This window comes from Agromyces sp. CCNWLW203, assembly GCF_036576125.1.
Taxonomy (GTDB): domain Bacteria; phylum Actinomycetota; class Actinomycetes; order Actinomycetales; family Microbacteriaceae; genus Agromyces.
The window spans coordinates 285,255-310,022 of the sequence record NZ_JAZHYX010000001.1; the positions used below are offsets into that span (position 1 = coordinate 285,255).

Annotated in this window: 26 protein-coding genes; 10 read left to right on the forward strand and 16 right to left on the reverse strand. The window is 69.6% G+C overall.

Annotation, left to right across the window (positions count from 1 at the left end):
• Positions 1–4 precede the first annotated feature (4 nt).
• Positions 5–781 carry an electron transfer flavoprotein subunit beta/FixA family protein gene (locus VPH61_RS01345; RefSeq protein ID WP_332061724.1) on the reverse strand — a complete coding sequence of 259 codons (777 nt, stop codon included), beginning with the start codon at positions 779–781 and terminating at the stop codon, positions 5–7.
• A gap of 165 nt (positions 782–946) precedes the next feature.
• Between VPH61_RS01345 and VPH61_RS01350 the strand changes: the two genes are divergently transcribed.
• From VPH61_RS01350 to VPH61_RS01360, 3 genes are all read left to right on the forward strand, one after another.
• Positions 947–2,743 carry an acyl-CoA dehydrogenase gene (locus tag VPH61_RS01350; protein ID WP_332061725.1) on the forward strand — a complete coding sequence of 599 codons (1,797 nt, stop codon included), beginning with the start codon at positions 947–949 and terminating at the stop codon, positions 2,741–2,743.
• A 181-nt stretch (positions 2,744–2,924) separates the two neighbouring features.
• A complete protein-coding gene (locus VPH61_RS01355) occupies positions 2,925–3,293 on the forward strand; it encodes a hypothetical protein (protein ID WP_332061726.1) in 369 nt (122 codons plus the stop codon).
• Positions 3,294–3,424: 131 nt separating this feature from the next.
• Positions 3,425–4,240 carry a TspO/MBR family protein gene (locus VPH61_RS01360; protein WP_332061727.1) on the forward strand — a complete coding sequence of 272 codons (816 nt, stop codon included), beginning with the start codon at positions 3,425–3,427 and terminating at the stop codon, positions 4,238–4,240.
• On the opposite strand, the gene VPH61_RS01365 is transcribed toward VPH61_RS01360, so the two are convergent.
• The 6 genes from VPH61_RS01365 to VPH61_RS01390 form a co-directional block, all read right to left on the reverse strand.
• Positions 4,237–5,151 (reverse strand): lytic transglycosylase domain-containing protein, encoded by a 915-nt coding sequence (locus tag VPH61_RS01365; protein ID WP_332061728.1) that lies wholly within the window; start codon positions 5,149–5,151, stop codon positions 4,237–4,239. The genes VPH61_RS01360 and VPH61_RS01365 overlap by 4 nt on opposite strands.
• 147 nt (positions 5,152–5,298) lie before the next feature.
• Positions 5,299–6,057 carry a PspA/IM30 family protein gene (locus tag VPH61_RS01370; protein ID WP_332061729.1) on the reverse strand — a complete coding sequence of 253 codons (759 nt, stop codon included), beginning with the start codon at positions 6,055–6,057 and terminating at the stop codon, positions 5,299–5,301.
• The gene (locus VPH61_RS01375; RefSeq protein WP_332061730.1) at positions 6,054–6,689 is read right to left on the reverse strand and encodes a hypothetical protein; all 636 of its coding nucleotides are present in this window, start codon (positions 6,687–6,689) and stop codon (positions 6,054–6,056) included. The genes VPH61_RS01370 and VPH61_RS01375 overlap by 4 nt, the downstream gene beginning before the upstream one ends.
• 142 nt (positions 6,690–6,831) lie before the next feature.
• Entirely contained in the window at positions 6,832–7,761 is a 930-nt protein-coding gene (locus VPH61_RS01380) for a sucrase ferredoxin (RefSeq protein WP_332061731.1), read from the reverse strand.
• Complete coding sequence (locus VPH61_RS01385) at positions 7,758–8,999, reverse strand: JmjC domain-containing protein (protein ID WP_332061732.1); 1,242 nt, start codon at positions 8,997–8,999, stop codon at positions 7,758–7,760. The genes VPH61_RS01380 and VPH61_RS01385 overlap by 4 nt, the downstream gene beginning before the upstream one ends.
• A complete protein-coding gene (locus tag VPH61_RS01390; protein WP_332061733.1) occupies positions 8,999–9,262 on the reverse strand; it encodes a BatC protein in 264 nt (87 codons plus the stop codon). Before VPH61_RS01390 ends, VPH61_RS01385 begins: the two co-directional genes overlap by 1 nt.
• 118 nt (positions 9,263–9,380) lie before the next feature.
• Between VPH61_RS01390 and VPH61_RS01395 the strand changes: the two genes are divergently transcribed.
• Positions 9,381–9,572, forward strand: a complete 192-nt coding sequence (locus tag VPH61_RS01395; RefSeq protein WP_332061734.1) for a hypothetical protein — start codon at positions 9,381–9,383, stop codon at positions 9,570–9,572.
• Here VPH61_RS01395 and VPH61_RS01400 read toward each other — a convergent pair.
• Entirely contained in the window at positions 9,548–10,105 is a 558-nt protein-coding gene (locus tag VPH61_RS01400) for a PadR family transcriptional regulator (RefSeq protein ID WP_332061735.1), read from the reverse strand. The genes VPH61_RS01395 and VPH61_RS01400 overlap by 25 nt on opposite strands.
• A 107-nt stretch (positions 10,106–10,212) precedes the next feature.
• Between VPH61_RS01400 and VPH61_RS01405 the strand changes: the two genes are divergently transcribed.
• Together VPH61_RS01405 and VPH61_RS01410 are read left to right on the forward strand one after the other, a co-directional pair.
• Positions 10,213–10,857: an NAD(P)-dependent oxidoreductase gene (locus tag VPH61_RS01405; protein ID WP_332061736.1), complete on the forward strand. Its 645-nt coding sequence runs from the start codon at positions 10,213–10,215 to the stop codon at positions 10,855–10,857.
• Positions 10,854–11,255, forward strand: a complete 402-nt coding sequence (locus VPH61_RS01410) for a hypothetical protein (protein ID WP_332061737.1) — start codon at positions 10,854–10,856, stop codon at positions 11,253–11,255. Before VPH61_RS01405 ends, VPH61_RS01410 begins: the two co-directional genes overlap by 4 nt.
• A gap of 25 nt (positions 11,256–11,280) precedes the next feature.
• Here the strand turns inward: VPH61_RS01410 and VPH61_RS01415 are convergent, their stop codons facing one another.
• Complete coding sequence (locus tag VPH61_RS01415; RefSeq protein ID WP_332061738.1) at positions 11,281–12,237, reverse strand: LysR family transcriptional regulator; 957 nt, start codon at positions 12,235–12,237, stop codon at positions 11,281–11,283.
• Positions 12,238–12,344: 107 nt separating this feature from the next.
• On the opposite strand from VPH61_RS01415, the gene VPH61_RS01420 reads away from it, so the two are divergent.
• The 4 genes from VPH61_RS01420 (at position 12,345) to VPH61_RS01435 (ending at position 16,177) form a co-directional block, all read left to right on the forward strand.
• Positions 12,345–12,791 (forward strand): winged helix-turn-helix transcriptional regulator, encoded by a 447-nt coding sequence (locus VPH61_RS01420; protein ID WP_332061739.1) that lies wholly within the window; start codon positions 12,345–12,347, stop codon positions 12,789–12,791.
• A gap of 101 nt (positions 12,792–12,892) precedes the next feature.
• Complete coding sequence (locus tag VPH61_RS01425; protein WP_332061740.1) at positions 12,893–14,644, forward strand: L-aspartate oxidase; 1,752 nt, start codon at positions 12,893–12,895, stop codon at positions 14,642–14,644.
• Positions 14,645–14,795: 151 nt separating this feature from the next.
• Positions 14,796–15,353, forward strand: coding sequence for an HdeD family acid-resistance protein (locus VPH61_RS01430; protein ID WP_332061741.1), 558 nt, complete (start codon positions 14,796–14,798; stop codon positions 15,351–15,353).
• 35 nt (positions 15,354–15,388) lie between these two features.
• The gene (locus VPH61_RS01435) at positions 15,389–16,177 is read left to right on the forward strand and encodes a tyrosine-protein phosphatase (protein WP_332061742.1); all 789 of its coding nucleotides are present in this window, start codon (positions 15,389–15,391) and stop codon (positions 16,175–16,177) included.
• Between the two features lie 19 nt (positions 16,178–16,196).
• On the opposite strand, the gene VPH61_RS01440 is transcribed toward VPH61_RS01435, so the two are convergent.
• From VPH61_RS01440 to VPH61_RS01470, 7 genes are all read right to left on the reverse strand, one after another.
• Complete coding sequence (locus tag VPH61_RS01440; protein ID WP_332061743.1) at positions 16,197–18,293, reverse strand: FUSC family protein; 2,097 nt, start codon at positions 18,291–18,293, stop codon at positions 16,197–16,199.
• Positions 18,274–19,185 carry a multidrug DMT transporter permease gene (locus VPH61_RS01445; protein ID WP_332061744.1) on the reverse strand — a complete coding sequence of 304 codons (912 nt, stop codon included), beginning with the start codon at positions 19,183–19,185 and terminating at the stop codon, positions 18,274–18,276. The genes VPH61_RS01440 and VPH61_RS01445 overlap by 20 nt, the downstream gene beginning before the upstream one ends.
• A 2-nt stretch (positions 19,186–19,187) precedes the next feature.
• Positions 19,188–20,849 (reverse strand): cation:proton antiporter, encoded by a 1,662-nt coding sequence (locus VPH61_RS01450; RefSeq protein WP_332061745.1) that lies wholly within the window; start codon positions 20,847–20,849, stop codon positions 19,188–19,190.
• A 12-nt stretch (positions 20,850–20,861) separates the two neighbouring features.
• A complete protein-coding gene (locus VPH61_RS01455; protein WP_332061746.1) occupies positions 20,862–21,533 on the reverse strand; it encodes a GAP family protein in 672 nt (223 codons plus the stop codon).
• The gene (locus tag VPH61_RS01460; RefSeq protein ID WP_332061747.1) at positions 21,533–22,579 is read right to left on the reverse strand and encodes a hypothetical protein; all 1,047 of its coding nucleotides are present in this window, start codon (positions 22,577–22,579) and stop codon (positions 21,533–21,535) included. Before VPH61_RS01460 ends, VPH61_RS01455 begins: the two co-directional genes overlap by 1 nt.
• A complete protein-coding gene (locus tag VPH61_RS01465) occupies positions 22,576–23,214 on the reverse strand; it encodes a hypothetical protein (protein WP_332061748.1) in 639 nt (212 codons plus the stop codon). The genes VPH61_RS01460 and VPH61_RS01465 overlap by 4 nt, the downstream gene beginning before the upstream one ends.
• A 127-nt stretch (positions 23,215–23,341) precedes the next feature.
• Positions 23,342–24,745: a glutamate decarboxylase gene (locus VPH61_RS01470; RefSeq protein WP_332062512.1), complete on the reverse strand. Its 1,404-nt coding sequence runs from the start codon at positions 24,743–24,745 to the stop codon at positions 23,342–23,344.
• Between the last annotated feature and the right edge of the window lie 23 nt (positions 24,746–24,768).

Here is a 24,768-nt window from a genome sequence, read left to right on the forward strand (position 1 = left end):
TCCCTTACGCGAGCCGGTTCTGGATGAGGTACTCGGCGAGGCGCTCGCCGGCGTCACCCTCGTCGACGATCTTGGTGCCCGCCGAACGGGGCGGCTTCTCGCCGAGGGAGATCACGATCGAACGCGACGCCTCGATGGTCTCGGCGTCGACGCCGAGGTCGGCGAGCGAGAGCGTCTCGAACGGCTTCTTCTTGGCGGCCATGATGCCCTTGAAGTTCGGGAACCGGGCGTCGGGCAGGGCCTCGGTGATGGAGATCACCGCCGGCAGCGACGCCGACACCTGCATCGTGCCGTGATCGGTCGCTCGTTCGCCGCGGAGTTCGGCGCCGTCGATCTCGACCGAGTTCAGGCTCGTCGCGTTCGGCACGTCGAGGAGCTCGGCGATCATCGCCGGGAGCACCCCGCCCGAACCGTCGGTCGACTGGTTGCCGGCGATCACGAGGTCGAAGCCGATGCGCTGCAGCGCCGCCGCGAGTACCTCGGCGGTGAGGCCGAGGTCGGCGCCGAGGAGCGCCTCGTCGACGACCTGCACGGCGCCGGCCGCGCCCATCGCGAGGCCCTTTCGCACAGTGGCCGCGGCAGACCCGGGCGACATGGACAGCACCACGACCTCGGTATCGGGGTGGGAGTCGGCGTACGAGAGCGCCACTTCGAGCGCGCGCTCGCTGATCTCGTCGAGCACCGTCTCACTCGCCGCGCGATCGGCGAGGCCGGTCTGCAGGTCGAGCTTCCGATCCCCGTACGTGTCGGGGACTTCCTTGACCAGGACGACGATCTTCATTCCGCTCCTTCGACGAGTTGCCTCATCCTAACCAAGCACTTGCTTGCCCGAAAGGAGGCCTGATTTGTGGGATGCCGCCAAACCGGCCCGCACACCGCTCGCTCGCGATCGTGGAACCCGCACAGTTCCCGCCGTGTTGCGAGGTGCCGGGCTTACGCTGCGGGCATGAGTGGATTCCGACCCCCTGTTGCAGATATCGCCTTCGCCCTCGAGCATGTCGTCGACTACGACGCCGTGGCACAGCTGCCCGGATTCGAGCACGCCGACCTCGAGACCGTCACCGAGATCCTCGACGAGGCCGGCAACTTCATGGCCGAAGTCGTCGCTCCGACCAACCGCGCCGGCGACCTCGAGGGGTCGAAGCTGAACCCCGACGGCACCGTCACCACGGCCACCGGGTTCAAGGAGGCCTACTCGGCCTACGTCGACGCAGGCTGGGGCTCGGTGCCGCTGCCCGAGGCGTTCGGCGGCGGCGGGTTCCCGCGCACCGTCGGCCTCGCGCTCCAAGAGCTCATGGCGACCGCCAACATGGCCTTCGCACTCGCACCGCTGCTCACGCAGGGCGCGATCGAGGCGCTGCTGCACTACGGCAGCGACGAGCAGAAGCAGCAGTGGCTGCCGAAGATGGTCTCCGGGGAATGGGCCGGCACCATGAACCTCACCGAGCCGCACGCCGGCACCGACGTCGGCGCCCTCACGACGAAGGCCGTGAAGCGCGACGACGGCACCTACGGCATCACTGGCCAGAAGATCTTCATCACCTTCGGCGACCACGACCTCAGCGAGCAGATCGTGCACCTCGTGCTCGCCCGCACCCCCGATGCGCCGGCCGGCACCAAGGGCATCTCGATCTTCATCGTGCCGAAGTTCCTCATGAACGCCGACGGCTCGCTCGGCGAGCGCAACGGCGTGCACACCGTCGGTGTCGAGCACAAGATGGGCATTCACGGCTCGCCCACGTGCGTGCTGTCGTACGAAGACGCGACCGGCTACCTCGTCGGCGAAGAGAATATCGGCATGCGCATCATGTTCGTCATGATGAACAGCGCCCGCCTCTCGGTGGGCATGCAGGGCCTCGCGGTCTCCGAGCGCGCCTACCAGCAGTCGCTCGACTACGCCCGCGAGCGCATCCAGGGCCGCGCGATCGGCGCGACCCAGGACTCCCCCATCATCGACTTCCCCGACGTGCGCCGCATGCTCATGACGCAGAAGGCGTACATCGCCGCGATGCGTCGCATGATGCTGCTGACCGCGACCTACACCGACGTGTCGACGCACCACCCCGACGCCGCCGTGCGCGCCCGGGCGACCGAGATCGTCGGCCTGCTCACCCCGATCAACAAGTCGTTCGGCACCGACCTCGGCAACGAGCTCACCTCGCTCGCGCTGCAGATCCACGGCGGCATGGGCTTCATCGAGGAGACGGGTGCTGCGCAGCACTACCGCGACGTGCGCATCGCGGCGATCTACGAGGGCACGAACGGCGTGCAGGCCGCCGACCTCGTCGGCCGGAAGCTCCCGGTTCGCGACGGTGCATCCGCTCTCGAGTTCATCGCCACCATGCGCGAGCTCGACGGCGAACTGGCCGGCGCGGGCGAGGAGTTCGCGTCGATCCGCACGCAGCTGAACGCCCAGCTCGACGCGCTCGAGCAGACGACGGCGTGGATGCTCCGCACCGGCGCCACCGATCCGAACGCCGTGCTCTCGGGCTCGACCCCGTACCAGCGCATCTGGGGCCTCGTCGTCGGTGGGTGGCTCATGGCCAAGTCGGCGCTCGCCGCTCGCGGCCTCGACGGCGACGGCATCGCCGAGACGCAGCTGCCGCTCGCCCGGTTCTACGCCGAGCAGCTGCTGCCGCAGGCCTCGGGCCTCGCCGGTGCAGCCACCGCCGGTTCGCGCGACCTCTTCGCCCTCGACGCCGACGCGCTCGGCAACGTCGCGGCTCGTGGAGCTCGCGTCTGAGTCGACGCGCGCCTCAGTCGCCGGCTCGTCCCATGGACGGGCCGGCGACGTGTTTCAGCCTCACGCACCGGATCGACCCGTTGCCGCTGCCGCCTCCCAGGTCAAGCCCCTGACGCATCGCGACTCGGCGTGTTGGACTGTTCTCGGCCCGATCGACGAGATCGAGCGCACGGGGGTTCACATGAAGTTGCTCATCAATCGGCTCGGTTCCTTCCTCACCGGTGATGATCTCGCCGACGCCGTTCTCGACTATGGCCTCGCCCTGGCGCGTCAGCGGCAACTCGATCTCGTCGAAGTCCCGTATCGCGGCGACGACGGCTCCATCGCCCGCGTGCGAATGACCGTCGGATGGTGCGCCGACACGACCTCGGTCGAGTCCGCGTCGTCGCGTGAGGCCCACGACGATGAGCTCGTCGAGCCCGACACGACCCTCGCGATGTACGACAAGGCGGCGAAGGCGGCGTCGGTCGGCGCGATCCGCGCGACGGCGTTCTCCACAGCGGATGCCACCCAACTCGACTGGGACGTGGATCTCTCGCAACAGCTCTGACACTCCGGGTCCTTGGCAGGCAGGGGCCATGTCAAGCCCCATGGTGTTGCTTGCGCACCCGTCGAACGGGCAATACGGTTCCTCCAACCGGCCCATCACGGTCGGGTACGCGTGACCCACCCGGAGCGACAATGACGAGCACCTCGGCAGAACTGTCCACGCCCCGCGGCGACCTCACGCGGCAGATCACGGTCGCGGCGAGTGCAATCCTCGCGGTGATCGGAGCGTTCGTGGGGTCGGGCGCAGCCGGCGGCACGCGGATCCAGGATGCCTCGGGCGGGGCGCTCGCCGCCGATGCGACGCTCCTCGCGCCGGGCGGCGGTGCCTTCAGCATCTGGTCGGTCGTCTACGTGGGGCTGGTGGCGTACGCGGTGTGGCAGTTCCTCCCGGCACAGCGCACCGAAGAGCGGCAGCGCCGTGTCGGGTACCTCGTCGCCGCATCGCTCGTGCTGAACGCCGCGTGGATCCTCGCGATCCAGTTCGACCAGCTCGCGCTCAGCGTTCCCGTCATCGTGGCGCTGCTCGTCGTGCTCATCATGGCGTTCCGGGGCTGCCTGGCGACCCGTGCGGCCGGCCTCGTCGAGATCGTGCTGACGGATGGCACGATCGGCCTCTATCTCGGCTGGGTCTGCGTCGCCACCGCGGCGAACCTCACCGCCGTGCTGGTGGCGGCCGGCTTCGACGGCTGGGGGCTCCCGCCCGAGGCGTGGGCCGTCGCGGTGCTCGCCGTCGTCGGCGTCATCGGGGCCTGGCTCGCCGTCTGGGACCGTGGCCGCATCGCCCCGACCCTCTCACTGGCCTGGGGCCTGTCGTGGATCGCGATCGCCCGGCTCACGGACGCGCCGCCGTCGACCTTCACCGCGGTCATGGCGATCGCGGCGGCGGTGGTCATCGTCGGCGCGACGATCTGGAGCCGGCTCGCCGCGATGAGGGCACGAGCCCGCTAGCCGACCGACTCCGCGAACTCGAGCGCGACGGTGGCGACTTGGTCGACGTAGTCGTTGTCGTGGTTGTACGAGTAGACGGCCGCTCGCCAGCCTTCGGAGCTCGTCATCGAACCCGACGCGCAGAGGTACCGCGCGGTCGACAGGGCCGCGTCGTCGATCTGGTGCGGGTCGGCGGCACCGTCGCCGTTCGCGTCGGCGCCCCACTTCTCCCAGGCCGACGGAATGAACTGCATCGGCCCGACGGCGCGGTCCCACGTGGTGTCGCCGTCGAGCGCACCCCCGTCGGTGTCTTCGATCTTCGCGACGTTCTCGCCGCCGTCGAGCGCGGGGCCGATGATCGCGGGCTTCGTGAGGCCGTCGTCGCCGAGCTTCGACGAGCCATGGCTGCCATGCTCCGATTCGATCGCTCCGATCGCGGCGATCGTCGCCCAGTCGAGGCCGCACTCGGCTTCCTCCTCGGCGATCATGACGTGCGCGAGTGCGTAGGCCGAGAGTGCTCGCTCGGGAATGCCGGTGGCGTCGGCGATGCTCGCGATCCACTCCGGATCGACCGACGACAGAGGTGCGAGCTTCGAACCCGAGAGCCCGGTCGGCTCCTCGAGCGTCTCGGTGCCGGTCGCGTCGGCGACTTCGGTCTGTTCGCCGTCGTCGTCGGCGCCGGACAGGGTGGTCACGGGCGGCATCGCGACCGCCGGTCCATAAGCGTCGGGCGCCGCGAACCCGGCGGGGTTCGCCGCCGTGCCGACGAGATTCACCGCGAAGACCGCACCGACCACGAGGGCGATGGCCCCGACCACGACGCCGATGTAGGCCGCGGCGCGTCGCACGAGCCGCCACTTCGAGACCGGCGCTCGATTCGGGCGACGCTCGCCGTACTCGTCGTCGTCGTCGAAATCGTCATGCCAGGACAAGGTGTCGCGCTCCGTTCAGGCGTGGGTGCAGGGTTCCCACCGGGTCGACGACCGTCGACTCGTTCGAGTCCGGTCGGCGACGACCCGCTCCTTCACAGTACCCGCGTGCAGCGACTGCCGCATCAGTCGTTCACGATGTGCAGACGATCATCCTGCTCGCCCGATGCTCAACCATCCGTCGGCCGCTGGCCGCTCGGTTGCGGTGCCGCCCTTCAGTGCCTGCAACTGTCGTTCGATCTCGGCCTGGGCCGAGACGGCGGCGAGCTGACGCTCGATGTCGGCGTCGGGCGCGGCCGTGAGGTCGGTCAGCGCGCCGCTGGCGAGCAGTTCGTCGGTCGCGGCCGCGCGGGCCTGCATCTGGGCGACGCGATCGCGCGCGCGATCGAGGCTCGAACCGACATCCGTGATCGTGTTGCTGATGCCCGACACTGACTCATTGGCGCGAACCTGCGCCTCGGAGGCCGTGTAGGTCGCCTTGATGGTCTCCTTCTCGATGCGGAACGCAGCCACCTGATCGGTCAGGCGTCGCTCCCGGTCTTGCAGCTGCGCCGTCTGGCGATCGAGGGCGGTGAACTGCTGCTGCAGTTGCGCGACCTGTCCTTCGAGCATGGCGCGACGCTCGAGTGCGGCTCGCGCCAGGTCTTCACGCCCCTGCGCGAGCGCTTCGGCGGCCTGCGAGCCGAGGCGCTGGTAGCGCGCGCCCATCTCCTCGCCCTGCAGCTCGATGCGCTTCTTCGCGGTCGCGACGTCGGCGACCGCCACCCGCACCTGCTGCAGCAGTTTCACCTGCTGGTCGTAGCTGTCGTCGAGCGTCTCCCGCGGATCTTCCATGCGGTCGAGCGCCTTCGTGGTCTTGCTGCGGAAGATCGTGCGCATCCGCGCCGAGTTGCTGTTGCTGGTGCTCATGGTCGGTTCCCCTCAGTTCGAACGGTGGAGGTCGTGGGTGGTCGCGGGGCGCCGACGCGGCCGTCGCGTCGGTTCAGTGCCTGCAGCTCGTCGATGCCCGCCTGCAGTGCCGCGACCTCGCGGTCGACATCGGAGCCGAGGGCGTGCAGTGCATCGTCGGTCGTGCCCGAGAGACCGGATGCCACGGCATCGCGCACCTGGCGGACGAGCGCCTCGACCTGTTCGACGCGGCGACGAGCCGCCGGGATCTCGTCGGCGAGCACGGCGGAACTCGTCTCGGACTCCATCAACCGCAGTTGCAGGTCGAGCACGCCGCCCTCGTCGTCGATGCGGCGGAAGAGTCGCAGCAGCTCGCCGCGCGAGCCGCGTGCCCCGCGCGGCTGACCGGTGAGCTCGACGGCGGCGCGTCCGCTGCTCAGCGCGTCGTCGAGTCGCACGCGCAACGCGAGCACCGATCGTGCCGGTCCGTGACTCACTCGGGCGCGGGCGCGAAGCGTCGTCGCCCCGAACGTTCGACTCCGGCGAACCCGGCGCACGAGTGCCCGCACGACGAGCACGACCGTCACCATCACGCCGATCGAGAGCAGCACGATCGCTCCGAGCCCGATCATGATCGCTTCGATGCCGGTCACGTGCATCACCCCGCCCCGTTGGTCGCCTTCGTCTACAACGCGATATAACGCGTGTCGCCAAGATACTCCGGAAATGCGGGAAACGTGAGTGCGGGGGCCGGATTCGCAGGCGGCACGCAGGAGCGCGGGCGGATCGACCGGCTCACGCAGCCACGCCGATCGAACGAAGCACGTACTGCCGCACCCGCACGAAGCGCGTCGCGGCGCACGTCGACAGCAGGGGTTCCGACTGCGCCTCGTCGACCTCGACGATGATGTCCTCGACCTCGCCGGCGGCGCCGTCAACCGCACTGGCGGCGCCGCCGGCGCCGGCCAGCCGAACCCGCCACCCCGTCTCGGTCGCCTCCTCGGCGATCGGCGTGTACGCCTCGATCCGCTCGTCGCCGTACGCCTCGCGGGCGAAGTGCTGCGCGGCCTGCACCGGATGCGTCAGGGAACTCCGCCCTCGATACCGCTCCGGCACGAGGCGGCCCGCGTCGAACGCGTCGGCGATGCGCACGGGGTCGCCGTCGTCGGCGTACCCGTAGTAGAGGCCGTGCGGGAAGACCACCATGGTTCCGGCGAACCGGTCGCCGCCGAGGTGCGAGCACTCCCACGTCTCGTCGGGGCGCGCCTCGGCGAGCGCGGCGACCACCCGCCGGCCCCGCACTGCGCAGCATCGGTCGTGCCGGGCGTGCGTGCAGACGCAGTAGACGGGCCGCGTCGAGATCGTGCCCGTCGATCCGTCGAGCGGCACGTCGAGCAGCGCCGCGGCATCCGCTACCTCGCCCCATACGACGCGCTCGTGACCCGGCCGCGAATCGACGATCGCCCATCGCTGCGTCGTCGGGGCGGCGCGCCGACCGGTGCGGCGGATCGCGAGCGGCCGCATGCCGGCGCCCTCGATGCGCCGCACCAGGGCGCGCCCGAGCTCACGGTCGAAGGGAGCGTCGAGCAGGGCGTTCTGCCCCCAACTGCCCGCCACCTCGATGAGGAACCAGCGCAGGCCGCGCGGGCCGGTGCCCACGAGCGGGTCGTGCCGCTCGCGAGCGCGATCGCTGCACGGGGCCCAGTGCTCGACGGCGAGGGTCACGCGGGCGCCACCACGAATCCCTCGCGCACGAGGCGGCGCACCACGACGATCGCACTCTCGGCGTCGAGGCCGGGCAGGTCGCCGGGCGTGACCGGTTCGCCCGTCGCGAGTCGGCGCACGGCCGGCTCCGCCTCGACCGGCAGCGACACCGTCTTCGTGCGCCCCACGATGCGCACCCGGTCGTCGAGCGTCGTGACGCGCACGGGCAGCGAGCCGCGCCACCGCACGGGCGTCGTCGCGGCGACGGTTGCGAGCGCGTCGAGCGTCGCGAGCGGTGCCACCGGTTCCGCTCGGGTCTCGGTGTCGAACCGGTTGCCGAGTACGACGGCCGGCCGCGCGGCATCCGTCTGCCGCAGTGTCTCGATCAGCGCCTCGACGGTCTGCGCGACGATCGGCGCGAGCGCCTCGGGGTCGCGCACGTCGATGCCGAGCGGCAGCGACTCGCGGAGCGCGGGGTTGTCGCCGACCTGGCGGAGCAGCGCGTCGACGAGGTCGGCACGCGTGTACGCCGACATGCCGACGGTCAGGTGCACGGATGTCGCGCCGAGCGCGGTCGCCGAATGGATCCAGCCGCGCGGCAGGTACAACGCGTCTCCGGGACGCAGCACGGCATCGATGACGGGCTCGCCCGCGGCCGCCCGCGCGACGGCGCCGCGATGCTGCTCCCACGGCTGGGTGCGCAGCGGATCGACGTGCACGGGTGCGTGGATGCGCCAGTGCTTCTCGCCCGAGATCTGCAGTACGAAGACGTCGTGGGTGTCGTAGTGCGGGTCGAACCCCTGCGACGACGGCGGGGTCACGTAGGCATTGACCTGCGCCGGATGACCCAGCTCGTCGACGAGCTCGCGCGTAAAGTCGATGATCGGCGGCCACAGCCGGTGCAGCCCCTGCAGCACGATCGTCGCGCCGCCGGCGAACTCGTCGAGCACCTTGTCGCTCGAGACCTGGTCGGCGATCTCGGCGCCGAAACCACCCGAGGCGGTGTACGCGGATGCCGCGAGCACCGAGCCCTCGTTCGCCATGCGGATGAACGGCGTGCGAACGCCGCGACGCGTGATGAGCTCGTCGACGGCGGCGACCGAGAAGAGGTCGTCGAAGCCGCGTTCGCCGTCGAGTTCGTTCGCCACCGAGAGCAGCGGCGCGCGGCCCCAGTGCCGTTCGGCGAACTCGTCAGCCGGCACCCGGATGCAGCGCGAAAGCGCGGGCCGCTCGACGGGCCCGCGCTCCGGCCTGTTCACTACGCCGAACCGTCGGCGCCGCCGTCGTGCCCGCCGGGGTTCGCGCCGCCGTCGGCGACCCCTTCGCCCGCGGAAGCGGACCCGTCGGCGCCGCCGTCGTGTCCGCCGGGGTTGGCGCCGCCGTCGGCCGTGCCTTCGCCGCCTTCGCCGCCGGCCGATCCGTCGGCCCCGCCGTCGTGACCCTTCGGGTTGGCGCCGCCGTCAGCGGTGCCTTCGCCCTCGGCGCCGGGCTCGAGGGTGATGTCGTCATCGTCGATCGTCATGAGAATTCCTCTCTTCGCCTGCACGCTCAGCGTATCGAGGCGACCCCCTCGGCGGAATGGGTTGACGGATCGCGTTCGACGCGGCCCGACCCGGCGCCCGGCGCACGACGAGGGGCGGATGCTGCAGGAGCGGCACCGTGCGCTCATCTCGATCCTCGCCGCGACGATCCGGAACCGGCGCGAGAGCGGGGCCGCGGCCGACGACGGCCTCACGCCCGAACACGCCGCCGCGGTCGTGGTCGCGACGTGGGAGGGCCTTGGCGAGGCGACGCGTCGCGTCGATGGTCAACCCTCACCTGCCATGACGTAAGCGCCAGATTCCAGTCGCCCGATGAGCGCCCGGGTCCAATCGAGGGCGCTGTCGGCGGTGTGGGCCCAGAGACGAATCGCCTCCACGTGGTGCTGCCAGTCGTCATCGGGCGCCCGCTCGTACGGTTCGACGACACGAGCTCGCCACTCCAGATATGAGCGCACGCGCGTGCGCAGCAGTTCCAGTGCGTGTTCCCGGGTCAGTTCCGTCATGAACCCGATGCCGGCGATCGTCATCGGCAGGTCTGCCTTGTCGGAGCTGAGGGCAGTTCCCAGGAGTTCTCGGAAGGCCTCTTCGCCGCGCGGGGTGAGCGTGTAGCTCGTGCGCGCCGGCCCGGCATCACCGCGCTCCGTCTCCGCTTGCCGCAGGAAGCCGTCGTCATGCAGCTTCCGGAGTCCGTGATAGACGGAACCCTGCTGAACACTGCCCCAGAGCTGCACGCCCCATGACTCCAGGTCGCGGCGGACCTGGTAGCCGTGCGCGCTCCCGCGCTCACGCACAGCTCCGAGGAGCAGCAGTCGAGTTGCCGTCATTTCCTCATCCTGATCTGCTCCCCGGTCGACGTCAAAAGCGATGTCAGTAGTCAAACTGTACTATTCGAATGAATGCCGTCGCATTCCTGAGCACCCTGGAGGGAAGAATGCATATCGTCGTCATCGGCGCGAATGGAAGAACCGGTCGGCTCGTCGTGGAACAGGCGGTGGGCGCGGGCCACCGGGTCACCGCGGTGTGCCGCAGCGCTCCAGGCGACCTGGCTGTCGAGGCTGAGATCCTGCACGCCGACGTTGTACGAGACGATGGCTTCACCTTGCCCTCCGGCACGGATCTCGTCATCTCCACTCTCGGGAAGAAGTCGAATCGCGACCGCACTCCCGTCTGCGCCGACGGCATGAAGCACGTGATCGCCGCAATGCGTCGAGCAGGGGCACGCAGGCTGATCGCCGCGTCGGCATCCCCAGTGCTCCGCACCGCCACCGGCGAACCCGTCTGGTTCAGAGCGACCGTGCGCCCCCTCGTCAGATGGACGGGACGGCGGTTGTACGCAGATCTGGAGCAGATGGAGGCGACCCTCAGGAGCAGCGCAGACGACATCGACTGGTCCGTCGTGCGACCCGGCTATCTGGTCGACCGCCCAGGCGGCGCCTACGAACTCGTGCAGGGCGCGAACGCGATGGGCGTGGTGCACCGGGCAGACCTCGCGAGCGCCCTTCTCGCCGTTGCCGATCATCCCGATGCCGCGGGCGCGGCGTATGGGCTCGCCAGCCGACCGAAGGATCGCTCATGAGCACTCGCGGCCCCGTCCGTGGCACCGCCAGTGGCCCACGAGCGATTGGCGCCGGGGTTCTCGCCGACGGATGCTTCAAGCTGGCGCTCGCCGCGGCCTATGGCGTGTTCGCGGTTCCGTTCGCCGGCTGGCTGGCCGCGCCGTACTGGCTCGTCCTCGTCACCGCACTCCTGCTTGTGACCTCCGGAGTCACCGAGATCCTCGCGAGCAGGCGCCCGGAGCGGAGGCACGTCGTCCTCCTTGCGACTTACGACATCGCATGGCTCGCCATCTCCATCGCGACGCTCATCATGGCGAGCCTGGGCGCCTCCGCAGCCGGGAGCGTGTGGCTCGCCTTCCAGGCCGTCGCCTCGGTCGCCCTCGCCGTGCTGTTCAGCGCCCGCCGTTCCGGGACGTAGCCAGCACAGGTCACCGGGAATCGCGTCAAGAACCGGCAGGCTGAGCCGCGAGCCGCATCGTCGCCCCGGCCCTGGCCGCGAACGCCGTGGCACTCTCGGTGATCGTGCGTCGCATGACCTCGACCGCCGCGGTCGGCGCGACATCGGCCGGGCGAGCGACGCTGATCGTGCGGTCGAGCGACGGCCGGTCCGGCGCAGGGGCACCGAGCCGCACCGAGCGCAGGCCCGGACGGTCGATGAGCACCATCGCCGGCACGACCGCGACGCCGAGGCCTCGCTCGACGAACCGCAGCACGGCGTCCATCTCCGCCCCCTCGAGCACCACGTCGGGCGTGAGCCCCGCCGCACGGAACGCCGCGTCGGTGGCGCTTCGCAGGTCGTAACTCGAGCTGAAGACGATCTGCGGCAACGCCGCGACATCCGCCAGCTCGATCGTGTCGCGAGTCGTGATCGGCGGCGCACCGGCAGACGAGATCACCACGAGCTCCTCGACGAGCAGCGGCGTCACCGTGAAGCGATCAGCGGAGGTCGCATCCGACGTGGTGATGAGCGCGAGGTCGAGCTCGCCGCTCGCGAGTTCGTCGAGCAGTCGTCGCGAGCCCTGTTCCGAGAGGTGCAGTTCGATGGCCGGATGCTCCGCGTGGAACGCGCTCAGCACCTCTGCGACGAGGCTGATGCAGAGGGTCGGCGTGGCTCCGAGCCGCACCCGACCGCGCTCGAGCCCGGCGAGCTCGGCGAGCTCGCGGCGCACCGACTCGGCGTCCGCGAGCATACGGCGGGCGAGGGGCAGCAGCGACTCCCCCGCCGTCGTCAGCGTGCTGCCGCCGCGGGCGCGGTGGAAGAGCTCGGCGCCGAGATCGTGCTCGAGCGCGGCGATCTGGCGGCTGAGCGAGGGCTGGGCGAGGTAGAGCTCTTCGGCGGCCCGCGTGAAGTTGCCGAACCGGGCCACCTCGACGAAGCTGCGCAGTTGCTCGAGGTTCATATCGACAACGTACGCGCATCGACACCGAGACATCCATGCGGTCGGCGGATGCATCGCCCCTCCGGTTACTCAGCGTGCGTCACGCACGAGCTGATAGCGTCCCGCCCATGACCACAGAACCCGCCAGAGCGCTCTCGACCGCACCTGTCGGGGCCGAGCCGGGGCACGAGGGCGTCGAGGCGTGCAGCGTCGACAACCCCGCGAGCCGCGTCATCCGCGAGACCCTCGCCCGCGTCGGCGATAAGTGGAGCATGCTCGTCATCGGCGTGCTGCACGACGGGCCGCTGCGGTTCACCGAACTGCAGCGCAAGATCGACGGCATCTCGCACCGCATGCTCACCCAGACTGTGCGGAGCCTCGAACGCGACGGGCTCGTCACGCGCACGAGCTATCCCGAGATCCCGCCGCGGGTCGAGTACGCGGCGACGGAGCTCGGCCGCTCGCTCTCGGTGCCGGTCATCGAACTCGCACGCTGGGCGGCCGCGCACCACGACGACATCCTCGACGCCCGCGAGACGTTCGATGACGAGCGCGAGGCATCCGCAACTCGTTGAGAGCGCCGGCAAGGAGCGCACCCGCTCGATAGCCGTTGCGCATCGACGCGACGACATATATGCATTGGAGTAATCCAATGCGCGAACCTAGCGTTGTCGGCATGAGCACCTCAGGCAATGTCCCGTCAGAACGCCAGATCTCCACGACCGTCCTCGTGATCGGCACGGGCGGTTCGGGCCTTCGCGCCGCCATCGAACTCGCCGAAGCCGGCGTCGACGTGCTGGCCCTTGGCAAACGCCCGAAGCAGGACGCCCACACCTCGCTCGCGGCCGGCGGCATCAACGCCGCACTGTCGACGATGGACCCCGACGACAGCTGGCAGCAGCACGCCGCCGACACGCTGAAGGAGAGCTACCTGCTCGCCGACCCGCGCACCGTCGTCACGGTGACCGAAGGCGCAGCGCGCGGCATCGACGACCTCGAGCGCTACGGCATGCCGTTCGCCCGTGAAGACGACGGCCGCATCTCGCAGCGCTTCTTCGGCGCCCACACCTATCGCCGCACGGCCTTCGCGGGCGACTACACGGGGCTCGAGATCCAGCGCACGCTGGTCAACCGCGCGGCACAACTGAACGTGCCGATCCTCGACACGGTGTACGTCACGCGCCTCCTCGTGAACGACGACGGCGCGGTCTTCGGCGCCTACGGCTTCGACCTCGAAGACGGCACCCGCTACCTCATCCACGCCGACGCGGTGATCCTCGCCGCGGGCGGCCACAACCGCATCTGGCGCCGCACCTCGTCGCGCCGTGACGAGAACACGGGCGACTCCTGGCGCCTCGCGGTCGAGGCGGGCGGCCGGGTGCGCGACCCCGAGCTCGTGCAGTTCCACCCGTCGGGCATCATCGAGCCCGAGAACGCGGCCGGCACCCTCATCAGCGAAGCGGCCCGGGGCGAGGGCGGCATCCTCACCAACGGCCTCGGCGAGCGCTTCATGGCGAAGTACGACCCCGAGCGCATGGAGCTCTCGACGCGCGACCGCGTGGCACTCGCCGCCTACACCGAGATCAAGGAGGGCCGCGGCACCCCCAACGGCGGTGTCTGGCTCGACGTCTCGCACCTGCCGCGCGAGACGATCATGCAGCGCCTCCCCCGCGTCTACCAGACGATGCTCGAGTTGCAGATGCTCGACATCACGAAGCAGCCGATCGAGATCGCGCCGACCGCGCACTACTCGATGGGCGGCGTGTGGGTGCGACCCGACGACCACGGCACCGACGTGCCCGGCCTCTACGCCATCGGCGAGGCATCCAGTGGCCTTCATGGCGCCAACCGACTGGGCGGCAACTCGCTCATCGAACTGCTCGTCTTCGGACGCATCGTCGGGCAGGCCGCGGCGTCGTACTCGCGCTCGCTCAGTGCGCAGCAGCGCTCGGCCGCCGCGGTGCAGACCGCTCGTGACGAGATCGACTCGCTGCTCGACTCCGACGGCACCGAGAACGTGCGCGCCCTGCAGCGCGCCATCCGCGACACCATGACCGAGCACGCCGGCGTCGTGCGCGACGAGCAGGGTCTCGTCGCCGGCCTCGCCGAGCTCGACGCGATCGAGGCCCGCATGGCCGAGATCGGCGTGCATCCCGACATCGCCGGCTACCAGGACCTCGCGCACGCCTTCGACCTGAAGTCGGCTGCGCTCGCCGCCCGCGCCACGATGGAGGCGGCGCGCGAACGGCGCGAGACCCGCGGCGCCCACAACCGCAGCGACTTCCCCGAGACGGATGCCGCGCTGCAGGTGAACCTCGTGTGGTCGCCCTCGACCGGCGTGACGCGCGAGGCGATCCCGCCGATCCCCGAGGAGATCGCGGCGCTCATGCGCGACGAGGTCTCGGTGGCGGGCAAGCTCGTCGAGTGACGCCCGAGGTGACGGGCCGGGTGATCTTTCACCCGACCGGGTGCGCGGTCACGGTTCGCTCGCCAAGCTGTCGTGACACGCCGCACGCGTGATCGACCCATGCGTGGTCCCCACGCCTGATCGGCTCGCTGAACCCGGAAGGACGTCACGAATGACGACAACGACCGACACCCCCGCCGCCGCCAACGTGGTCCGCACGTCCCTCGGCATCGCCGGAGTGCTCGCCCTCATCGTCGGAGTCCTGATCCTTCTCTGGCCCGCGAAGACGGCGATCGGCGTCACAGCGCTCATCGCCATCTACGCGATCGCCGCGGGGCTCGTCTATGCGGGCATCGGCATCTTCGTCCGGGGCAGGGGCGGCTGGTCGCGGGCCGGTCACATCGTGCTCGGCATCGTCTTCGTCCTCGCGGGCGTGATCGCCTTCATGAACCTCGCGCAGACGAAGGCCTGGCTCGCCGTGTTCCTCGGCATCGTCGTCGGCATCATGTGGATCGTGGAGGGCATCGTCGCACTGTCGTCGCTCCGTGACTCCGCGTCGAAGGGCTGGTCGGTCTTCTTCGCGATCGTCAGCATCGCCGCCGGCATCATGCTGTTGTTCTCGCCCATGTGGGGTGCCGCGGTGCTCTGGTGGCTGCTCGGCATCTCGCTCGTCGTGCTCGGCATCATCAACATCGTCCGGGCCTTCTCGTTCGGCAAGCAACGCGCCTGATGAGCCAGGCATCGCCCGATGAAAGGATGATCGCCATGCCCATCGACGGACTGTACAACTTTCGCGACACCGGCGGCATGCCGCTCGCTGCAGGCGGCACGACCCGCTATGGCGTGCTCTTCCGCTCCGAAGCCCTCGGCACCCTGACGCCGGCCGGAATCGACGACCTCGCGGCCACCGACATCGGCGTGATCGTCGACTTCCGCACACCGGGCGAGCGCGAGGCGGCACCTGACCGGGTTCCGACATCGCGGCCGTTCGAGCTCGTCGACCTGCAACTGCTCGAGGGCGCCATGGCCGACATGGCCCAGCAACTCCTGAAGGGCGGCGCCTCGACGTCATCGACACCCGAGATCGCCGACGCGATGGCGTCGCTGCCGACGCTGGGCGAGCTGTACGTGGGAATGCTGCAGCACGGCGCTCCCCAGTTCGCCGAGGTCGGCCGCCGCATCGCGGCATCGACGGATGACTCGCCCACCGCGGTTCTCGTGCACTGCACCGCCGGCAAGGACCGAACCGGTGTCGCCACCGCACTCATGCTCGATGCTGCCGGAGTCGAGCGCGCCGCCGTCGTGGCCGACTACGCGGCTTCGCAGGACAACCTCGCCGGGCCGTGGGCCGACGGAATGCTGCACATGGTCGCGTCGTTCGGCCTTCCCCTGACTCCCGAGCTGCGCACGTTCGTGACCGGCACCCCGCCCGAAGCGATCGAGCAGGCGCTCGCATGGATCGACGGCGAGCACGGAGGCGCAGCGGGCTATCTCCAGTCAGGCGGGCTCTCGGACTCCGAGCTCGCGGGGCTCCGCGCACGGCTCACCGACTGAGCCTCGGTACGACACTGCATCAGGCGGCCCCGTCCGGGGCCGCCGTTCCGTGCCGGTGATGCGTCCCCGACGTTCGGCCGTGAGGCGGCAACACCGCACGTGCCGTCGAGAGCGCGTCGCCGAGGCCGGTCAGAGGGCCCGTCGTCGGCACGGACACGGCGCCGGGCGGACGAGCCTCGACGATGGCAGCCGCCAGGTCGGCCAGCACCCTGCGCGACCCCTCGACGTCGCTTCGGTCGACCGCTTCACCTGTGGCCGCCGTGGTCGTCGCCGCCGCGGTGACGGCATCGGTCACCGCCTCCAGCGCCGTGATCTCCGGCATCCACGAGGCAGCGGCCGAGCTGATCGCCGGCGGTTCGGCCAGTGACTTCGCGACGCGCGTTCGGAGGTCGGACAGTTCGCGGTAGGTCGCCCGGCGGGCTGCGAGGCGCGCACGGTCGTCGTCTGGCCCGCCGGTCGCGGGAGCGTCGCTCACCGTGCCGGCTGCGGCCATCTCGGCCGGTCGACGGCCAAGGGCGATCCCCAGGTAGCGCTCGATCGACTGAACGGCGTCGGCGACCCCGGCGGCGAGGTGACGCGGCGCATGCCACGTCGACGGCCACAACAGGTACCCGAACACGAGCACGATGACGCACCCCACGAGCGTGTCGAGCAGCCGGGCCCCGACGATCTGGGCACTCGCACCGGCATGCACCTCGACGAGGATGACGGCGAGCGGTGTCGTGACGATCGAGTACAGGCCGTAGTTGCGCGGCATCATGATCGGGATGGCACCGGCGAGCACCGCGATCACGAGCACCTGCCATCCACCGCTCGGCACTACGACGACGACGAGGGAACCGATGACCACCCCGACCACCGTGCCCGACCCGCGCTGCACGGCGCGAGCGAAGACGGAGCCGAAGTCGGGCTTCATCACCTGGGCGACCGTGAGCATCACGAGGTACGGGCGATCGAGGTGCAGCACGAGGCACACCGCCTGCGCGAGCGCCATGCAGAGCACGAGCCTGAAGATCGCGAACCAGGTCTCGCTTCCGGTCGTGAGCGAGCGTTCCGCCCTGCGCAGTCGTTCGACGACCGACGGCTTCGTCGGGAGAGGGATGTCGCCCACCCGCCCATACCGTCGGCCGCTCGCCGCGGCGAGCTGTGCGGCGACGCGCACGGCACGGTCGACCGACGACCCGAGCAGTGCACGATCGGCGGTGGATGCCGCGAGCTCGAGCGAGGCGGGAGGATCGGGTGGCTCGGGCACTGGGCCCGTCGGGTTCTCGACCCAACGGGCGAGGGCCCGAAGGCACCCGATGGTCGCCTCGTCGGCGGGCGTCCCGTGCTGCGTCGACGCGATCATCGCGTCGACGACGGGCGCCGAGGCGTTCAGCATCGTCACGAGGGACTGCCAGCGCACATCGCGAGCCGCGATCGCCGTCTCGGCCGCGACCATGACGTCGTACGCCTCATCGAGCGCCGCGGTCACGGCGGTCGCCGCCGCCCGTCTCTCGCTCGCGCCGGTCGCCCCGAGTTGCCCGGCGATCGCCAGGTAGACCGCGGCGACGGCACGCCGCTCGGGCGAGAGCGTCCTCCCGACCGCGCCGGCGACCGCGACGGTCAGCAGCAGTCGCCACATCGCGCCGGCGAAGAAGATGAGGGGCGCCACCCACGGCGATCCGAGACCGAATTCGGCATTCGCCGCGGTGACCGCGTACATGAGGAAGAAGAGCCCGGCCCTCGACGCGGTGGCACTGATCGCACCGGAGAGGCCCGAGACCAGTGCGGCCCCGACCACCGCGATGAAGGTCGCCACCGAGTGACCGTAGACGAGCGTGCCGAGGGCGAATCCCAGCGCTGCCGACACGGAGGTCAGCGTCATCCGGTGCACGCGCTCGATGCCGACCGCGCCGACGTCGGTCGCTGAAGCGACGAGCGCCCCCATCGATGCGAGCGAACCCGCGCCCACGACGGCAGGCTCGTGCGGGGCGATGAGGAGTGCGATGCCGACCGGCGCGGTGATGCCGATCGAGGTGAGCACCACCCGATCCCATACGATGGGCGCGCGGTTCGAGCGAACGAGGGCGCGGAGCCATCCGCCCGCCGTGCCGTCAGCCTGGGGCGGCGACACGGCCGGCCTCCGCTCGCGACAGGGCGAAGACCCCGCCGATCGACACCGCACCGGCGACGACGAACGCGACGATCGCCCACGCCGGTGCGGAACTGGCCTCGCCGAGGATGGTGATGCCGAGCACGACCGCGACCGCGGGGTCGACGACGGTCAGGCCAGCGACGACGACCTCGGGGCGATTGGAGGCGTGCGCGCGCTGCACGAAGTAGATGGAGAGCGCCCCCGCGACGCCGATGCCGATGAGGCAGCCGATGGTGAGCAGGTTCGTCACGTCGAACGAGATCTCGCGCGAGGCGAGCGCCGCCTGCACCCGCAGGATCACCGTCTTGCCGAGCGTCGCGACGAATGCCGAGAACACGCCGCCGAGCAACACCCAGAAGACGGGTGGCGTCGGGCGGTTTCGGCCGACCACCAGCACGAGGCCCGTCGCCGCGAGCACGCTGACGAGCACCACGAGCACCGCGATGAGCTGCACGTCGGTGATGGAGTGCTGCGTGCTGACGAGTGCTGCGACGGTGACGAACGCCGCGACGCCCAGTACGCAGGTCGCGATCGCACGCACCACCTGCACGGTCGGTGCCCGCTTCGCGGCGATCGTGGTCAGCAGCACCGTGAAGACGAGCGCCGCGACCCCGATCGGCTGCACGATGATGAGGGGCGCGAACGAGAGACTGCCCATCTGCAGCACGATCGCCACGATCAGCATGAGCCCGCCGAGCACCCAGGCATGGTTGCGCACGAGTTCGATCACCTTGGACCCGTCGACTCCGCGGGCTGCATCGGCCTCCATCGAGCGCACACCTCGCGCCTGCAGCAGATTGCCGATCGAGAGTGCCGCCGCCGACACGACCGCGAGTCCGATGCCGATGAGCGGCGCCGAGTTCGGTTCCATGGTCACTTCTCGCTCTCGAGGTGGAGTTTCACGCTGATCTCGTACGCATCGAGCTCGTCGAGCACGTAGCGCAGCGCGGTCGTGCTGTGCCGCCCCGATCGGCCGAGCTCGTGGAGTCGTGCGCGCATCACCCCCACCACGGCGAGCTCGAACTCGAGCGCATCCGGCGCACCCTGTGCGTCATGCGGGTCGAGGGGCACGACGAATCGGGATCGCGGGAGCGAGTAGAGCTCGTCGGAGAATCCGGTCCGGTCGCCGCTCAGCAACGACCTGCTGTCGATCGCCGCCTCCGCGGCGTCGCGAAGCTGACCGTCGAGCGCACGGATCTCCTCGCGGGGCAGCCCGCTCCCTCCCGCCGAGCGGAGCCGCAGCAGGCGCGCGAGCACAGGAAGCGTGAGCCCCTGCAGCAGCAGGCTGCCCGCCGCCACGAGAAAGGCGATGAACACGAGCAGGTCCCGGGCCGGCGTGTCATCCGGCAGCGTCTGGGCCGCAGCCAGCGTGACGGCGCCGCGCATCCCCGCCCAGATGATGATCGTGTTGTGCTTCCATGTGAGCGGCGAGGAGTCGAAGTAATCGATGTCGGCACGCATCCGCCCGATGCGCTTCGGGCTCCGCTTTCGTTTCGCCGTGGTCGAGACGGCATCGAGCCGGCTCTGCACCTGGCGCGTCACTCGCTCGGAGTGTGCCCTGAGCATCGGGATGACGTAGGCGGCACGAACGACGATGAGGATCACGAACGCGAGTGCCGCGATCCAGACGCCGCGCAGGAGCCCCTCGTCGGCGGCGAGGTTGTTCTCCACGATGCCGTAGAGCTCGAGGCCCATCACGAGGAAGACCGCGCCCTCGAGGAGGAACTCGATCGTGCGCCAGTTGAGCTTGTCGGAGATGCGTTGCTCGGGTGTGAGCCATCTCACCGCCCCCTGGCCGCAGACCACGCCGGCGGCGACCGCCGCGACGAGACCCGAGCCGCCGACGGCTTCGGTGGGCAGGAAGGCGAGATAGGGAACTGTCAGGCCGAGCGCCGTGTTGGCCGTGGCGCTCGTCGTCCAGGCCCGCAGCCGCAGGGCGAGGAGGCCGGCCAGCGTTCCGATCACGAGCGCGGAGATGACGGCCCAGGCGAACGAGCCGAGGGTGGCCAGCAGTGAGAATCCGGATGCCGCGGCCACGATCGCCGTGCGGAGCAGTACGAGCGCCGTGGCGTCGTTGAGGAGGCTCTCGCCCTCGAGCACCGTCACCACTCGTCGAGGCACGCCGAGCTTGCGCACGATCGAGGTGGCGACCGCGTCGGTCGGGCTCAGGATCGCGCCGAGCGCGACCGCGAGCGGGAAGCCGATCTCGGGAATCACCCAGACGAACACGCACCCGAGCACGAGGGAACTGATGATGACGAGGAGCACCGACAGGCCGCTGATCGCACTGAGATCTCGGCGGAACTCGATCGCGGGAGCCGAGACCGCCGCCGAGAAGAGCAACGGCGGCAGCACTCCCGTCAGAACCAGTGCCGGCGCGATCGAGACCGCCGAGACCGCGGGTATGAAGCTGACCGCAACGCCCACGGCCAGGAGGATGAGCGGACCGGCGACGCCAGTGCGCTTCGAGAGCGAGTTCGCGAAGACGACCACGAAGACGCCCGCGATGACGACGACCAGCAGTTCCACCGACATCCTGAGCCTCCCTCAGCCGGCGAGATCGGCCACGCCGGAGCCGATCAGCTTGAAGCCGAGAATGACGAACAAGACGGTCATGATCACCGCGTGGTTCGAGACGAGCCAGGTGCGGGGGCCCGTCAGCCGCGCCTCAACGGTGCCGGGTGAGATGACGCTGAAGAGCCATGGCACCGCGACCGCAGCCACCCCGATGACCCCGAAGATGAGGATGACCCCCACCACCTCCTCGATCGGGAGGGCGGCCTGGGAGATCCGCCCTCCGGCCGCGGCGAGCAGGGGCAGGTCCTTCGGCGAGAGCGGACCCGAGATCAGGATGCCGACGAAGAACGCCTTCCACAGGGTCAGCCCGTCGAGGCTCTCCATCCATTTCGGGGTGCCGGTCGCCGACCTCTGCCGCCACTGCATGATGGCCAGCACGAGCAGGCCGACGCCGAGGACGATCTCGATGACGTCGATGGTGACGTGCGGGCCGCTGTCGGGTTCGTCGGCGCCGGCGGCACGTCCGATGATGACGAGCAGGCCGACGAACACGATGGCGAAGGTGTAGCAGCCGAGGATGAACGCCGTGCCGTTCGTGCGCCCCTTCCCGGCGGTCGCCATCAGGATGACGGCGACGATCGCGAGCGGGCTGATGGCGATCGCGATGCCGATGGTGAGCAGTTCGGCGAGCACCTGGAGCATCAGCGCACCTCCTCGAGCTGGGCGTTCGTCTGGACGTTGCGGAGGAACAGGATGATCCAGCTGAAGATCAGGAGCGAGGACACGAGCTCGACGGCGGTGAGGTTGTAGATGCCTGCCGCGAAGAGCACCGCCAGCACGACGACCACACCGACGTAGACGAAACCGAGCACCACGAAAGCCCTCGGCATGGTCGGGATGAGCCACGGCAAGCCGATGACCAACGCCGCGAAGGCGACGGCCATCCCGGTGGCGACCGTGTTGTGGATGAGGAAGAACCGGTCGACCGGGAAGATGCCGACGCAGGCCAGGAGCACGCCGATGAGCACGAACAGCACGCGGATCGTGGCTCGCCGACGACGCTGCACCGTCGTGCCCGACGGCAGCGTCGCCGTGCCGAACCTGGCGATCGTCGTGATGATGACGCCCGACACGATCAAGGTGAGATTGAAGGTGAGTGACGAGATGTCGTGGGTGATGCCGAGCGCGGAGAGGTTCATCTGCCACCAGAGCGGGTCGGCGGAGCTCAGCATCGCCGTGGTCACGCCGACGACGAGGAACACGGCGAGCACGAGCGAGAGCTGGCGCGGGGAGAGGTTCACTGCGCTCAGCACCGAGAGATAGGCCGACAACGCGGTCGCCGCCGAGGTGATCACGACCGCGGGCGAGGCGTAGACGGTCGCTCCGATGAAGCTGTGCTCCATGATGGTCGCGATGCCGATCCATCCGAGCAGTGCGATCGCGCCGTGGGCGAGCGAGAGCGCGACGAGGTCGAACCAGCGATAGCGTTCACGGCGGGCTACGGCGACGCCGGCACGCTCGCCGCGACGTGGCACCATTCGGGCGACGGCGAACGCGATCGAAGCCGCCGCGGCGCCGGCGATCGCCGTGAAGTCGCCCAGCGACCCTCGCCCGTCGATCGGGAGCTCGCGCCCCCAGAAGACGAACGCAGCGACCACCGCGGTGATCACGAAGGCGACCGCCCCCACGGCCAGTGCGAAGGACTCGTCGTCGAGGCCCCGACGACGCCGGTTCCTCAGCACGTTCATGCGATGGACTTCGAGCGGCGCCACTGCGGCAGCACGACGAGCGAGGCGAGCAGGAAGCAGATCGCCCCGATGAACGTGCCCCAGCTCGCAAGCGGACCGCTGAGGGAGCTGCCGTTCGCCAAGATGTACGAACCGACGGCCGAGATGCCGAACGCGACGCATCCGATGAAGTTGATGAGCACGGACCACCACCCCACCTTCCCCGGCTCCCAGAGGCGAGACACGCGTGAATACGCGACGAAGGCGAAGAAACCGCTCACGAGGAACGCGACCGAACCGCCGGCGTCGGGGTTCCAGACGAAGTGCTCCTGCGAGGAGATCGCCTTCGCGTACAGCGCGGCACTGGTGCTCACGTTGAACATGAGCGTTCCGAAGGACTGCGTCGCGGCGGTGAGCCATTCGGCACGCACCATCCGCCCGGGCGGGTACGGCACCGGTACCGCGACGGCCCCGCTCAGGAACAGCTGGATCAGACCCGCGGTGGTGAAGAACCACGCGCCGATGAAGAACAGGATGTTGGAACCTGCGGTGCCGAGCGCTTCGCTCAGGCCGGGCGCGGACCCGAGCGCGAAGAAGGCGGAGCCGATCATGAACCCCCAGCACTGCTTCGTCAGTGTCGGGATGAGGAACGACATTCGGTGCCGTTCCGTGCTCGTCGCTGCCACGCTCATGGTCGCGTGCTCCACCTCTCTCAAGTGCGTACCGTTCTCGATCCACCATGCGCGGGGAGGTCGTCGCGTCGACGCCTCCCCGCACCGGCGATCAATGGTGGAAGTGCGACCCGCTGCTCGCCTCCCGAGGCAGCGGCGCGGTCAGCGCCTCGAGGAACGCCACCTCGCCCCTGATGTCCGCGAGGAGGGCGGATGCCAGGTCTCGACTGAGTCCGACCTTGACCACGATGCGCTGCAGGGTCATGTCCGACAGGTTGTCGGCCATCGGATAGGCGGGCACGAGCCAGCCCTTCATCCGCAGTCGGTCGGCGAGGTCGTAGAGGCTCCACGTGTCGGTGTAGCCGTCCTTCAGCACCCATGCGAACACGGGGATGGTGTCGCCCTTGCTGACGAGCTCGAACGGACCGATCTTCTCGATCTCCGACGAGAGGTAGGTTGCGACGTCGATCGAGTTCTGCTGCACTTCCCGGTAGCCTTCACGGCCGAGGCGGAGGAACTGGTAGTACTGCAGCAGCACCTGCGCGCCGGGGCGGGAGAAGTTCAGCGCCAGGGTCGGCATGTCGCCGCCGAGGTAGCTGACGTGGAAGATCATGCTCTCGGGCAGCACGGCGGTGTTGCGCCAGATGACCCAGCCCACACCGGGATAGACGAGCCCGTACTTGTGGCCGGACGTGCTGATGGAGTTCACCCGGTCGATCTGGAAGTCCCACTTCAGCTCGGGCTGGCAGAACGGGGCCACCATGGCTCCGGATGCCCCGTCGACGTGGATCTTGACGTCGAGGCCCGTGTTCGCCTGGATCTCGTCGAGCTTCGCCGCGATGGCCTCGACCGGCTCGTAGGCACCCGTGAAGGTCTGGCCGAGGATCGCGACGACGCCGATCGTGTTCTCGTCGACGTACTTCTCCAGCTCGAACCCGTCGAGCACCATGTGCTCACGGGTGACCGGCACGTACCGGGGTTCGATGTCCCAGTAGTTGCAGAACTTCTCCCAGACCACCTGCACGGCGGCCGACATGATCAGGTTCGGCTTCTCGGTCGATTTGCCCTCGGCCTTGCGCTTCTCCTGCCACAGCCGCTTGAGCGCGAGGCCGCCGAGCATGCACGCCTCGGAGGACCCGATCGTCGACGTTCCGATCGTGTCGCTCGTGTCGGGCACGTGCCAGAGGTCGGCGAGCATCCGCCAGCAGCGATCCTCGATCGCCGCCGTGGCGGGGTACTCGTCCTTGTCGATCATGTTCTTGTCGGCGGCTTCGGCGTAGAGCTTCTTCGCCTCGTCGTCCATCCACGTCGAGACGAACGTCGCCAGGTTCAGCCGCGAGTTGCCGTCGAGGATCGCCTCGTCGTGAACGATCTGATACGCGGTCTCGGGCAGGCTGGGCTGCTCGGGCATCACGAACTTGTCGAACTCGGTAGCCTCACCGGGGCGGACGAATACCGGGTTCACACTGATCGTGGGGTCGATGTTGGTGTTCTGGCGCGCCTTGCTGGTGTTGATGGTCACTTTTCGCTCCTGATCTT